Here is a 12,611-nt window from a genome sequence, read left to right on the forward strand (position 1 = left end):
GACCGGGGGCCATCCGTAATGAACTGTTAGAGCATTGTAATTGTTGAATTTTCTTACTCATATTCCAAACAAGCGTAGCCAATTGGCAACAAAGAGCATGGGGTGGACGCATTGAAATTCGGTCCGATTTCCAGCGCGGTTGAGGTCAATGTCCCCACACGCGATGCATTGTTTCGCGCACTCAAAGACCGGCTGCGCGCTGGCACCGGGTTTGCGCTAGCTACACTAAACCTCGATCACCTGACCAAGCTGTCCCATGATCCAGCCTTTTTGCGCGCCTACCGCGCCCACGACTTGGTCGTGGCGGACGGCAGGCCCGTGGTCTGGTTGTCGAAAATTGCGGGTCAACCGCTCGAACTGATGCCGGGCTCTGATCTGGTCGTACCGCTGTGCGAGACCTGCGCCGAACTGGGCGCGCCGGTGGCACTGGTCGGTAGTTCTGATGAAGCCCTTGCCGGAGCCAAAGAGGCGCTGACAGCGCGGGTGCCCGGTTTGAAGGTGTGCTATACCCACGCGCCGCCATACGGCTTTGATCCCACGGGTAATGCCGCGGATCAAATCTTCGCAGACTTGACAGAAAGCGGCGCGCGCCTTTGCTTTATTGCCTTGGGCGCGCCAAAGCAGGAAATCTTTGCGGCCCGCGGTCGCACGCAGGCGCCAGACGTGGGGTTTGCATCAATCGGGGCGGGTCTGGATTTTCTGTCAGGCCATCAGGTGCGTGCCCCACGGATCATGCGGATGCTGGCGATGGAGTGGTTTTGGCGTGCACTGCAAAGCCCCGCACGCATGGTGCCACGGTATGCCAAGTGCTTTGCCATCCTGCCAGGTCTTACAATTCAGGCCTTGCGGCAGCGATAGCTGAAGGTCTCGGTTAGCAAACACTCCGAAAGACCCGGTCTGATCTACTTATATTCAATGATCCGCGTTTTGCGGCCCCGTATTCGGCTGAGATGAAAGCTGAGGGCGCCCAGCGCTTCGGGGAATTTGCCCAACACGGTGAAAAAAGCCCATTGAAAAGACTTGTGCCGCGACAGGCGGAGCATCTGCAACCCATAGATGGCGCACAGCAGCAAGGCCCACGGCGATACGAAAAGGGTGCAGCACAGAATGCCAAGGGGCAGTGCGGCCCCCCAAAGCAGAGCGCGACGTGTCTCTGCCACCCAGTGCCGTTCAGGCGGTGCGCCATGCAAGAACGCCCCCTCTGCAAATGCATGGCCTGCGCGTCTGCTGCGCTGCCACCACTGCCCAAAGCGTGTCAGGGCGGCGTCATGCCATGTCATCTCGGCGTCCAGCCGCCAAACCGTCCATCCTGCTTGCCGCAGCCGCAGGCAAAGTTCCGGCTCTTCGCCTGCGATCAGCGTCTCGCGGTAGCCCCCCACTTCACGAAGGGCGCTCAGCCGCATCAATGCATCCCCGCCACAGGCCTTGGCCTGTCCCACGGGGGTGTCCCATTCATCGTCGACAAGCGCGTTGTAAAGCGATGCTTCCGGATGCCTCTCGCGTCTGCGACCGCAGGCAACAGCTGCCTTGGGGTTCTCATCCAGAAACGCTTTGGCCGTCTCCAACCAGCCGTCCCGCAACACGCAATCCCCGTCAAGAAGTTGAACGTACTCGGCACCGGCATCCAGTGCCGCAAGCCCGGCATTGCGCGCCCGCGCAGCGGTGAAGGGCTGGGTCATGTCGAGGGGGATCACCTGCGCCCCTGCGCTTTCAGCCGCAGCAACTGAACCATCGGTGGAACCGGAGTCGACATAGACAATCTGGCCAACACGCCCCTGCAATGCCTCAAGACAAGCCACGAGGCGCGCCCCTTCATTGCGGCCGATGACAACAGCGGCGATACTCACGCGGCAGCTTCCTCAAGATAGGCGGCATAGCGCTCTGAGCTGATCAGAAACCCCGCACGCACCAGCAATTCAACCCGGTTCCAGCGCCGTGCATCAAGCGAAAATAGCGACACATCGGGTGCCTTGGACAGGACCGCAGCGCGCGCCGCGTCTTCGCCATGCGCCAGATCGCCAGAGGCGAGCGAGGCAGCGTCCCGCGCGGCGGCGTTGCCCGCGAATTTATAGTGTTTGATGACGCCGGTGATATCAGCGCAGTGCACGCCCATGGACAGGTGCGGGTGTGGTGCGGGCGTTACCTCAGCACCATTGAAAATCAGGGGATGTTTGGTCAGACAGCAGTCTTCTCCAAATACCTTTCCACGCACGCCACCGAAGTAGAACTGTATCGCCTTGGAGGGGATCGTGTTCCCTGAAAGCAATGCCGCAAAGGGGATGTCCGGGCTGTGGTAGTCAAGTTTGCGCACGGCGCTGATGTCGAAATAGGCGAATTCATCCAATGCGTTCACATAGCTTAGGCTCGATACGGCGTTCAGGGGTGCCTTGGGAAACATCTCAAGCATCTGACAGACCAGCGCCGTCGCGCCCTGTCCCTCAAGATAGCTGATCAATCCCAGCAAACCGATCCGCTGGCGGCCTTCAAAATCAAACACCTCGTCCATGTCGACGTAAAGACACCACCGATCCTTGCCGTAGGTCTGCGCAGGGTACTGGCGCAATAAATCCTCGTAACCTGCCAGCGGCAGGGTGGATTGATCAAGGATCGTTCCCGGCTCTGACTTGATCCGGTTGATCGTTTCGTCGGTCGAACCATTGTCAATGAATGCGAAATGCCGAATGCCCAAGGCGCGGTAATGGTCAAAAAACGCATCCATATAATAGCTGCCGTTGCGAACCAGTACGATGGCCAGCACATCGCCTTCGGGGATAACGCCCGTAGGTCCGTGCAGATGCCGCAGCGACCGGGCAAAAAGTGCGCGGCGGCGACGCTCAGCCGCACGCTGCCAGAGGCGGCGCAGAATATGGGCGGGGCTTTTCATGATGGATCGGATACGCCAGAATGCAGGTCCGGTCCACTATTCCGCTCCGGCCCGATGTTCTTTCCAGCGCAGGTAGGCATTTGCGCCCCAGGTTGCAAAAGGTTGTGGCGGCAATGGTTTGGGCGCTGCCTCGGCTTCGAAATAGGCGGTAATGTCTGAGGTTTTGCCCAGCGTGATCTCGGCGGCGGCGATGCCAGTCAGGGTACCGCGTGCCGTACCAAGGCCGTTTTGGACGCAGGCCGCCGTCACGCCGTCCTCAATATCGGTTGTAACGCTGACGCTGTTGAGCGTGAGGCACAGATGCCCGGCCCACGCATATTGCATTTCGATGTCTTTGAGTGTCGGGAAGCGTTCCGCAAACTTGCGTTTATGGACACTGGCGGCGCGTCTCATGGCGCGCGGCGCTGCCTGCATGTCCGGATGAACAGTCGCGCAGGTGCGGGTGATGATCCGGTTGCCACCCTGCGCACCATCAATCCGGCGCATGGTTGTGCCCATCGGATCAGAGGGCGTGATCCCCCACCTGTCAGCCCCGCCAAGGGCAGACAGGTGTTCCTGTTTCAGTTCGGGGGTCATCGACGCGTAAAGAAAAAGCTGGATGAGTTTCCCACGCGCGATGCCGAAGCTTTCCAGATGGCCGTTCGTGGCCAGTACAAGGCGCGGCGCTGTGATCTGTGCGGCAGGCGTCGTGACCTTCCAGTCACCGCCTGCCTTTTCAAACCGGACAACCGGGCTTTGTTCGGCTATCCGCACCCCTGCCCGGCGCAGCCCATCGGCAATGCCCTGCACATAACCCGCTGGCTGCAACATCAAAGTGCCGGGCGTGTATAGCCCAGACCGGTAGTGGGTGCTGCCGGTCATCTCACGCATGGCTTGCGCATCGAGCATTTCAGACGGCTCACCAAGGCCGTGCAGATGGGCGGCGTAGCTTCGGTTGTGCGCATCACCTGCATCAGTGGCCGCCCCGTTCACCTTTCCCGCCGGGTCAGCGTAGGCTGGATTAATCTGGTATTCTGCCACGGCCCCTGTCGCGAAGGCGATGGCCTGACGGTTCAGCCCTATCAGCGCACGATCATCCCCCGTGCCTGCGTAATCATCGGATGCCAGATCATGCGGCAGGTCGATCATGAAACCGGAATTGCGGCCCGCTGATCCTTCGCCAATACGCAGGGCGTCAAGCACCGTGATCTTTAATGCCGGATCAAACTGGGTCAGCCGCCGCGCAGCAGAGAGACCGGCAAATCCTGCACCGATGATCACCACATCCGCGGTCGAGGCGCCTTCCAGCGGTTCTGTCTGTGGATAGCCACCAAGGATCTCAGCCCAGGCGGCGGGCGTTCCAAACCGGGGTGTGCGCGCGGCGCGGTACATTACAGACCAAGGCGTGACTTGAGGGCATCAAGCCCCTCGGTCAGCGCCTCATGCGCACCTGCATGGGCCATGTGCGATTTAAGGCTGGCATTCAGCCCCCCTTCCGTCGCAAGGCCCTTGAGAAGCGTGTCGAAATCAGCCCCTGTTTCGATCATCTCGCGCAGGAAGGCGGCAAAAACGCCTGCCACATAGGTTTCAGCGCCTTTTGGATCGCCAGTCTGTTCGGCAAGCCATTTGCTGCCGGTCTGCATCATTGCGATCAGCGGTGCAGAAAGGGCGGAGCCACCGAAATGCGCGTTGAGCGCCTTCTCCGAGGCGACAGGCAGAATGGTGTCACTATCCCCGAAGAGCTGTTCAAGCGCCGCAGATGCAGGAAAGACGGGAAGCATGGAACCGCCCATGGCAATTGCACTGAGGGGGATGGTTACCGCGATGTCCGCCGCCGGCGCGCAGTAGGAGCGCAGATCGGCCAGAGCAACATCCGCCATGACCGAAATCACCGACTGATCCGCGCGAAACGGCAGATCTGAAAGCACGCTTTGTGCGACGTCAGCCATAAGGCACAGAAACACCATATCCGTGCCAGCGACGACATCAGCATTGTCTGCCACGTGGACCTCTGGCACCTCATGGGCCAGATGCGCTGCCTTTTCGGCATTGCGGACAGAGACGATTATTTCATGCCCCCGTCCTGCAAGTCCGCGCACCATCGCGGCGGCGATTTCGCCGGTGCCAATGAAACCGACGCGCATCAGGACACACCTTCATCCGCGTCATCCGCCAGATCCAGCCAGATGGTCTTGAGCTGGGTGTACTGATCATGTGCATGAACGCCATTGTCCCGCCCGCCAAAGCCCGACTGCTTGTAGCCGCCGAACGGCGTGGCGATATCCCCCTCGCCGTAGCTGTTCACGGTGACCGTACCCGCCCTTAGCATCCTTGCGCCACGGATGGCGCGTTTGGCATTGCTGGTAAAAAGCGACGCGCAAAGGCCATATTCGGTGTCATTCGCAACCGCGATGGCTTGGTCGAAGGAGGCGACCTCGATCACGCTGAGGATGGGGCCAAAGATTTCCTCACGGGCAAGGCGATGGGCGTTGTCGGGGATCTCAAATACTGTTGCCTCGACGAACGCACCGCTGTGCGCATCTCCCCCAGCGACTGGTTTAGGTGCATCCTGCAAGTAACTGGATACCTTGTCGAAATGCGCTTTCGATACCATAGCGCCCAACCGCGTTTCCGGGTCCAGTGGATCGCCTAGCGGCCATTCCCGGATATGTGCGGTGATCTTGTTGATCAGCGGTCCTTTGATCGCCTTATGAACGATCAGTCGGCTGATCGCCGAGCAGTTTTCGCCCATGTTCCAAAATGCACCATTTACGATATGCGCCGCCACCCGATCGAGGTTTTCCGCGTCGTCCATCACGATGCAGGGGTTCTTGCCCCCCATCTCAAGCACGACTTCCTTGGCGTTGCTTTCGCCTGCGTAGGTCAGGAACCGTTTTCCGGTCTCTGTCGAGCCGGTGAAACTGACCATATCCACATCCATGTGCCGCCCGATGGGTTCTCCTACGTCGGGGCCCAGACCGGGGATCACGTTGAGAACACCACGCGGCACCCCGGCCTCATGCGCCAGTTCCGCCACACGCAATGCAGTCAGCGAGGTTTCCTCCGCAGGCTTGACGACGACTGAACACCCGGCCGCCAGTGCCGGGCCGATCTTCCACGCGAGCATCAAAAGCGGAAAGTTCCACGGCAGCACAAGGCCAACGACTCCGATAGGTTCGCGCACGACCATCGCGATGTGATCATCAGACGCGGGCGCCACCTGATCATACATCTTATCAATGGCTTCCGCGTGCCACTTGATGCAGTGGATTGTCTCAGGGAGGTCAACGGTTTCGCAATCAAAGATGGTTTTGCCGCTGTCGAGGCTCTCCATCACGGCGAGTTCGCGGGCGTTGCGCGTCAGCAGCTTGGCAAAACGTATCAGCACGTCCTTACGGTCACTTGGATGCATCCGGGACCACCGCCCATCCTCAAAGGCCTCGCGCGCTTTGGCTACAGCAAAATCCACGTCCTCTGCTCCGCACGACGCCACGTCTGCCAGCTTTTCTCCGGTCGCGGGGTTCACTGTCTCGAAGGTTTTGCCGGACGCAGCAGGGCGATAGCCGCCATCAACAAACGCATTCGTGGCAAAGCTCATGTCCGAGGCAAGGGCCGCGTATTCTTCTCGTGTCAGCAATCCCATACCCCTACCCCTTTTCGATCTCTGCAATGGTGGACTTGAGCACGCGGATCACCTGTTCCAGCGCACGTTTGTCATCTTTGTTCAGCGGCTTCAGGGGCGGCATCATGCCCCCCACATCAATGCCCGCCATCGTGGTGCCATGCTTGACGCATTGCACGAATTTGCCGCCCTGTTCCAACACACGCATCAGCGGCATCATCGCTGACATGATCCTGCGCCCCTTGGCGAAATCACCTTTAACCGCGCAGGCCTGATAAAGCGCAACATGTTCACGCGGCAGGAAGTTCGAGCCTGCACATACCCAGCTGCGTGCGCCCCAGGCAAAGAACTCAAGCGCCTGGTCGTCCATACCGCAGGACATCTGGATGTGCGGATAATCACGCGCCAGCAGATGCACGCGGTTGATATCGCCCGAGCTTTCCTTGATCGCGCAGATGTTTCGCGAGCGCCCCGCGCGGTCGAGGAATTCCTCTCCCATGTTCACGCCCATGCGCCCCGGATAGTTATAAAGCATCACCGGCAGGTTTGCTGCACGGTCGATGGCCAGCGCGTTCAGCGCATTTTCGCGTTCCGTTGGCACCGCATAGGGCGGCGTGGCCAACAAGATGGCATCGGCCCCCATTTCCCGCGCACCGGATGCCAATGCAATGGAATCGGGTGTGCGCATGGTCCCGGTGCCAACGATCAGCGGCAGACGCCCCTTGATGCGCTCCGACGTGAATCGCGCCAACGCCAGCCGCTCTTCCACGGTCTGCGCGTAATTTTCACCGGTTGAGCCCCCGGAGATGATGCCATGCACGCCCGCTTCAATCAGGTGCTCAACCTGATCGGCCAAAGCATCGTGGTTAAAGGCACCATTCGGACCAAGTGGGGTGACGATGGGCGTGTAAATGCCCTCAAACTGGAAAATCGGTGTCATTTCATCCTCATGCGGGCTTCGCCTTGCCAAGAGGCAGATCAAGCCCCCGCGGCATGACGAATTGTTCAATATTGTCGCGTGACAGGTTCCAATGCTGGATGGCCAAATCGGCGGCAGTGTTGGCATCGCCTGCTTCGATCGCGGCGATGATCGCGTCGTGTTGCTGGCTGGCCTTATCAAGGTTCTCAGCTGTCTTGGCGTCACGGGGTCGGAAAAAGGTCATGGATATCCGCGCGTGATCGATAAGCAATCGCTGAAAACTTGGCAGCAGATAGACGTTGTCAGCCATTTGGCCGGTGACCTCATGGAAATGATTGTTGGCAAGTGCGCGGGCGGCAATATCGCCGCTGCGCAGGGTGCCCTTGAACCGGTCCTGCGCATCTTTCAGCACGGCGATTTGCAGATCGGTCGCGTTCTCTGCCGCAAGTCGCAGGATCGCTCCGTAGATCATTGGTGCTGCCAGAAAAAAATCCCGCAGGGTGGTATGGCTCATCTCGGCGACCCGCGCGCCGCGATTTTCGCGGATCTCGACGTATCCTTCGCCTGCCAGCTGGCGCAGAACGTCGCGCAGCGGAGTCCGGGACATCTGCCATTGTTCGCTCAGCGTCGCCTCATCCAGATCCGCCCCGGGAGCCAGCGCCTGCGTCAGGATCGCATGGCGCAGATGATCAAGGACTTCCGCCTTTGTGGTTTTGCCAGACTGGGCCAATGATGCTTTCCCCTCTCATCCATTTGCGGATGAGTCGAGACATCTTTAACACTTTATACAATTTGTGTACAATTAAGATTGTCTAGGCGCTGCGGTCGGCATCCTTCCCCGGTGGGACCACTGCATTGGCAGCGTCGCGCAATTCCGGGGTGTATAGGGTCTGGGTCGCACGGCCCGCATTCTTTGACGCATAAAGTGCGACATCTGCATCAGACAGCAGATCCTCAAGCGTCGGGGTATCTCCGCTTTGAATCCAGACAGTGCCGATGCTGGCGGAAATCCGGCAATCACTCCCCTGATACGGCATGGGTTCCTCGAGCCTCTCAATGATGCGCTTGCCCACGCGGCGCAGGATGTCTTCGGAGCGGACATCCGGCAGGACGACGGTAAACTCATCCCCGCCGACGCGGGCAACAAGATCCTGTGCGCGGGTTTCATCCACCATGATCCGCGCGACGGTTTGCAGCACATGATCCCCCGCAGCGTGACCCAAGGTGTCATTCACTGTTTTTAAGTAATCAAGATCGATATGCATGACTGCAAAGGACGACCGCGCCTCAATCAGCCGGTTCAGAACTGTGTTCAACGCACGTCGGTTTTTCAATCCGGTCAACGTGTCGGTATAGGCTTGCTCTTCAGCGGCAATCTTCGCCCCCTGAAGGCGGGTATTCAGCCGATAGGACGCTTCCATCGCAGCGGTTTTGGCCTCGACGAGATACAGCATTTCAATGGCGAGATCAGTTGCGGCAAAATCCGCGTTGGTCAGGGCAAAGTCACGCACCCCATCGACGATGGAGATGCCAAACCTGAGGTTCACGATGATCTGGTCGGTGTCGCCGCCAGCTTGCACCATGATCCCCTTCAGCGCGGTATGCGGGGCATCGCGTAGCTTCAGGTGCAGCTTCTGCGGCGCAATTCCTCGGAAATCGCGCATTGATAGGATGGCGTGGGGGCGTTTGACCTCAAAAAGATCAAGAAACTGCTTGCCCTTCAGTTCTTGCCCGGGACGCATTTTCACAAGCGTCGGGCCAGGATGAGTTATCCGTCCCGAAGCATCCATAACCAGATGCATTGGGCAAAGCACATCAAGCGCCTGGGTATCAGTCAACGGGTTCATCCGGCACATGCACCAAGATCAAAATCGCGACCTTCGGTAAAGTCATTCTCCACCAAACGGATTGAGACGACCTCCTGACCGCAGGCCTGTCCGGTGTGTTCTAACAAAGCCAACGCACCGTAATCATCTGCCATGGCGCGCAGTACGCCCATCATTACATGGCCGTATCCCGGCAAGGATGCATCACAGAGCAGGCTGAAATGTCGATTGGTGTGCGAGCGGAGCTTGATCTTGGGTAGCCGAAGTTCCGCCACCGCGAGCTGGACCCGTTCATCAAGGTCATCCAGTGAATGCAGGAAATCCACGAAATCTATCCCGCCAAACCGCAGCAACCGCCGGACTGCCTCGAAGTTGGAGTTCGAGACAATGAAGGTGCCAATATCCTCCATAACCTCTGACCTGCTCCGCTCCAGCACGGCGGACGCAGCATCAAGCAGCCGCGCTGTATAGCCATCCTCGTACCGCATCATGCCTTCGAATTCAGTGAATTCGAATCCGGCTTTGCGCGTAACCTGCCCCCAGGTATCCGGCCCGTAGGTATAGTCACGAAAAGCTGAATGCTACGATTGATAAGCCCGTGCATGGCTGAAGTCTCCGGTTCACCCCAACACCGCAGCATCATGGGAACAGGTTAAGATCCGGCCAATAATTCAGGTTTTACATACTTTCACTTTGGCCCCTTCGCAAAAGAAGCCGCACATGTCCCGTCAGAAATCTGTCGGCGCGCCACCCTCCGATTTGCGGCGTGCGACGAAATCGGCAAGCTCATCCCGGATGGCATCGTCAAGCGCCGGTGGTTCAAAGCTGGTGATGATCTCTTTGAACATGTGGTGCGCGCGTTCAGCCGTCCAGATGCCACCGGCGACCTCCCATCCTTCGTAGTTGCGCCAGTCTGACAGGAAGGGCTGATAAAAGGCCGTGGTGTAGCGATCTTGCGTATGTTGGATGCCAAAGAAGTGGCCAGCGTTACCGACCGATTTGATGGCGTCCAGCGCGATTTCATCAGGGCCAGTGGCGCAAATCTCCGGCTCCATGTACCGCTGGATTTGTTGCAGCACTTCACAATCCATGATGAACTTTTCTGGGCTCGCAATCAGCCCGCCCTCCAGCCAGCCTGCGGCATGGTAGACCATATTGGTGCCAGACTGGACCGCAGCCCAAAGCGAATTGGATGTTTCCCACATTGCCTGACCATCGGGCACATTTGCGGCACAGACCCCCGAAGACCGCAGCGGCAGGTTGTAGAACCGGGCCATCTGGCCGGTCATCTGGGTGGCGCGCATATATTCGGGCGTCCCAAAGGCAGGCGCGCCTGATTTCATATCCACGTTCGAGGTAAATGTGCCAATCGCCACCGGACAGCCGGGTCGGATGATCTGGGCCAGCACCACGGCACAGAGCGCTTCTGCAAGCGACTGCGCCACGGCCCCTGACATCGTCACCGGCGCCATGGCACCGGCCAGCGTAAAGGGCGTAACCACCAGCCCCTGCCCGCGCCGCGCCAGCCGCATCCAGCCGTCCATCATCGGAAAGTCATGCTTGAGCGGCGAGGTCGAGTTGATGTTCGTGTACATATGTGGCTTGGCGTCAAACTCGTCATGGCTTAGCCCACCCGCGATACGGACCATTTCCATCACGTCCTCGACCCGCTCCGCCCCCAGCGAATAGGCGTGCATCACCTTGTCGGTCAGCGTCAGCTTGTCAAAAAGCACATCAAGGTGCCGTACAGAGGCATGTACATCCACCGGTTCCACCGGATAGCCGCCAGCAAAATGGATGCAGTTGAAGTACTGTGTCAGCTTCAGCAGGTTCTGGCACATCTCTCGTGTGCCGGGGACTTTCTTGCCAATCGCCATGTCCCAGTAATTCGGCGGGGAGGAGACATTGCCAAACAGCAGGTTCTTGCCACCCACAGTGATCTTACGGTCCGGGTTTCTGGGATGCAGCGTAAACTCGGAAGGCGCCTTGCCGATCCACTCCATCACGAAATCCCGGCCCATGCGGACGTTTTCGCCGTCAACGGTACAACCGGCCTTGCGCAGGATATCCAGCGCCTCGTTGTTGAGAAACTCAATGCCGATCTCTTCGAGGATCCGCATGGCACCATCGTGGATGGCTTCCACGCCTTCGGGGCCTAGGGGCTCTGTCGGTCGGTCGATGTTGACGGGTGGCTTCCACGGCATCTGTTCGATCACCGCCGTGCCGCGCCGGTCCTTCGCGCCCGCCCGCCCGCCGCCACGTGTCCTGCGTCTGCTGGTTGCCTCAGCCATCGTCATGTCCTCCAGAATTCATTTCAGAAGGCCCCAAGGCAAACAGGCCAGCCTTTCCGTTCGCGACTGCCGGTGTCGCTTTTAACTTGCCGGACGGGGTTCTGCCGCATTGCGCGTCGCAAGCCATGAGGGAAGATGTCCGATATCCGGCAGGATGGCATCCGCCAGCCCGGCCAGCTGATCTTGGGTGGCCGGGCCGGTCAGCACACCAATGGTAGTCATCCCCGCCGCACGGCCTGCTTGCAGATCATGGGTACTGTCGCCGACCATAACGACCTGATCGGGCATCAGCCCAACATGGGCAGCAAAGGCCAAAAGCTGACCCGGTGCCGGTTTGCCTCCGAACCCTGAATCGTAGCCTGCGATGAAATCAAACATCTCCGTGACCCCTGCCTGCGCAAGATGCGCACGCGCCGGGGACTCCGCATCATTGGTCGCCAAGCCAAGGCGCAGACCTTGTGCGCGAAATTCGCTCAACAGCGGAGCAAGCGGCACGGCTGGCCGCTGCGGCGCGCGTTCCGCTTCCTCATTCAGCACCTCAAGCAGCGCGGCCGGGGAAAGATGCGGGACATGCGGAAGCAACGCATCGGCTACTTCTTTGGCCGTTCCAGCGATCACAACGCTGGTGGGCGCGAATTTCTCCCGGATCATATCAAATTCAATCGTGTTCCCGATGCGCGTCGCTGTCGCCATGTCACCCGCGCTCAGCCTGAGCAGAAAAGCTTTCGCCCAAGCTTCCCATGTGGCGGCAAAATCGAAAAGTGTGCCGTCCTTGTCAAAGCACAGGCCTTTGATGTCCATCATGTCCAGCTTACCTGCTCTCCCCCGGGCAGGGCCGCGCGCGCAAGCATGATCCGTTCGTATGGAAGTGAATGATCATCGCAGAACGAGACCACCCATGCATCATCCATCATCAGGAAATCCAGCACTGCACCCAGAAAAACCGGATCGGCGGCCCGTTCTTTCAAATCGGCCTCTGACGCGCCGGTGCTGCCCAGAAAAACCGGCAACAGATCATCATGCGCTGCGAGCCACGCAAGCGCCTGCAAGGCAAGTGTTTCGGCGGTTTCTTGCGTATAACTCATGGTGT

At 59.2% G+C, this 12,611-nt stretch carries 12 protein-coding genes and 1 pseudogene; 1 reads left to right on the forward strand and 12 read right to left on the reverse strand.

The genetic code is table 11. The annotated features are described in order from the left end of the window. Positions 1–111: 111 nt before the first annotated feature. Complete coding sequence (locus GV827_RS02270; protein WP_164352197.1) at positions 112–858, forward strand: WecB/TagA/CpsF family glycosyltransferase; 747 nt, start codon at positions 112–114, stop codon at positions 856–858. A 44-nt stretch (positions 859–902) separates the two neighbouring features. Here GV827_RS02270 and GV827_RS02275 read toward each other — a convergent pair whose 3' ends face one another. The 12 genes and pseudogenes from GV827_RS02275 to GV827_RS02330 form a co-directional block, all read right to left on the reverse strand. Then, positions 903–1,847, reverse strand: a complete 945-nt coding sequence (locus tag GV827_RS02275; protein WP_164352055.1) for a glycosyltransferase — start codon at positions 1,845–1,847, stop codon at positions 903–905. Then, entirely contained in the window at positions 1,844–2,884 is a 1,041-nt protein-coding gene (locus GV827_RS02280) for a glycosyltransferase family 2 protein (RefSeq protein ID WP_164352056.1), read from the reverse strand. The genes GV827_RS02275 and GV827_RS02280 overlap by 4 nt, the downstream gene beginning before the upstream one ends. 36 nt (positions 2,885–2,920) lie before the next feature. Beyond that, entirely contained in the window at positions 2,921–4,255 is a 1,335-nt protein-coding gene (locus tag GV827_RS02285) for an NAD(P)/FAD-dependent oxidoreductase (protein WP_164352057.1), read from the reverse strand. Next, positions 4,255–5,007: an NAD(P)-binding domain-containing protein gene (locus GV827_RS02290; protein WP_164352058.1), complete on the reverse strand. Its 753-nt coding sequence runs from the start codon at positions 5,005–5,007 to the stop codon at positions 4,255–4,257. Before GV827_RS02290 ends, GV827_RS02285 begins: the two co-directional genes overlap by 1 nt. After that, positions 5,007–6,506, reverse strand: a complete 1,500-nt coding sequence (locus GV827_RS02295; protein ID WP_164352059.1) for an aldehyde dehydrogenase — start codon at positions 6,504–6,506, stop codon at positions 5,007–5,009. Before GV827_RS02295 ends, GV827_RS02290 begins: the two co-directional genes overlap by 1 nt. A gap of 4 nt (positions 6,507–6,510) precedes the next feature. Continuing rightward, on the reverse strand, positions 6,511–7,425 hold the full coding sequence (locus GV827_RS02300) for a dihydrodipicolinate synthase family protein (RefSeq protein ID WP_164352060.1): 915 nt from the start codon (positions 7,423–7,425) through the stop codon (positions 6,511–6,513). 7 nt (positions 7,426–7,432) lie between these two features. Then, a complete protein-coding gene (locus GV827_RS02305; protein ID WP_164352061.1) occupies positions 7,433–8,134 on the reverse strand; it encodes a GntR family transcriptional regulator in 702 nt (233 codons plus the stop codon). 82 nt (positions 8,135–8,216) lie between these two features. Next, positions 8,217–9,251, reverse strand: coding sequence for a GGDEF domain-containing protein (locus tag GV827_RS02310; protein WP_235930085.1), 1,035 nt, complete (start codon positions 9,249–9,251; stop codon positions 8,217–8,219). Continuing rightward, positions 9,248–9,730, reverse strand: a pseudogene (locus tag GV827_RS02315) (heme NO-binding domain-containing protein); the annotation flags it as partial. The gene GV827_RS02310 and the pseudogene GV827_RS02315, both read right to left, overlap by 4 nt. 228 nt (positions 9,731–9,958) lie before the next feature. Next, entirely contained in the window at positions 9,959–11,521 is a 1,563-nt protein-coding gene (locus GV827_RS02320) for a trimethylamine methyltransferase family protein (protein WP_164352062.1), read from the reverse strand. Between the two features lie 81 nt (positions 11,522–11,602). Continuing rightward, positions 11,603–12,322 (reverse strand): HAD family hydrolase, encoded by a 720-nt coding sequence (locus GV827_RS02325; RefSeq protein ID WP_204325689.1) that lies wholly within the window; start codon positions 12,320–12,322, stop codon positions 11,603–11,605. Beyond that, complete coding sequence (locus GV827_RS02330; protein WP_164352063.1) at positions 12,322–12,606, reverse strand: DUF3572 domain-containing protein; 285 nt, start codon at positions 12,604–12,606, stop codon at positions 12,322–12,324. Before GV827_RS02330 ends, GV827_RS02325 begins: the two co-directional genes overlap by 1 nt. Positions 12,607–12,611 lie beyond the last annotated feature (5 nt).

It is taken from the genome of Sulfitobacter sediminilitoris, from assembly GCF_010667575.1.
GTDB classification, from domain to species: Bacteria; Pseudomonadota; Alphaproteobacteria; order Rhodobacterales; family Rhodobacteraceae; genus Sulfitobacter; species Sulfitobacter sediminilitoris.

Coding starts and splice junctions, on each gene's coding strand:
- GV827_RS02280 (WP_164352056.1), bottom strand. CDS start 2,884: ATGAAAAGCCCCGCCCATATTCTGCGCCGCCTCTGGCAGCGTGCGGCT.
- GV827_RS02285 (WP_164352057.1), bottom strand. CDS start 4,255: ATGTACCGCGCCGCGCGCACACCCCGGTTTGGAACGCCCGCCGCCTGG.
- GV827_RS02290 (WP_164352058.1), bottom strand. CDS start 5,007: ATGCGCGTCGGTTTCATTGGCACCGGCGAAATCGCCGCCGCGATGGTG.
- GV827_RS02295 (WP_164352059.1), bottom strand. CDS start 6,506: ATGGGATTGCTGACACGAGAAGAATACGCGGCCCTTGCCTCGGACATG.
- GV827_RS02300 (WP_164352060.1), bottom strand. CDS start 7,425: ATGACACCGATTTTCCAGTTTGAGGGCATTTACACGCCCATCGTCACC.
- GV827_RS02310 (WP_235930085.1), bottom strand. CDS start 9,251: ATGAACCCGTTGACTGATACCCAGGCGCTTGATGTGCTTTGCCCAATG.
- GV827_RS02320 (WP_164352062.1), bottom strand. CDS start 11,521: ATGGCTGAGGCAACCAGCAGACGCAGGACACGTGGCGGCGGGCGGGCG.
- GV827_RS02325 (WP_204325689.1), bottom strand. CDS start 12,322: ATGGACATCAAAGGCCTGTGCTTTGACAAGGACGGCACACTTTTCGAT.
- GV827_RS02330 (WP_164352063.1), bottom strand. CDS start 12,606: ATGAGTTATACGCAAGAAACCGCCGAAACACTTGCCTTGCAGGCGCTT.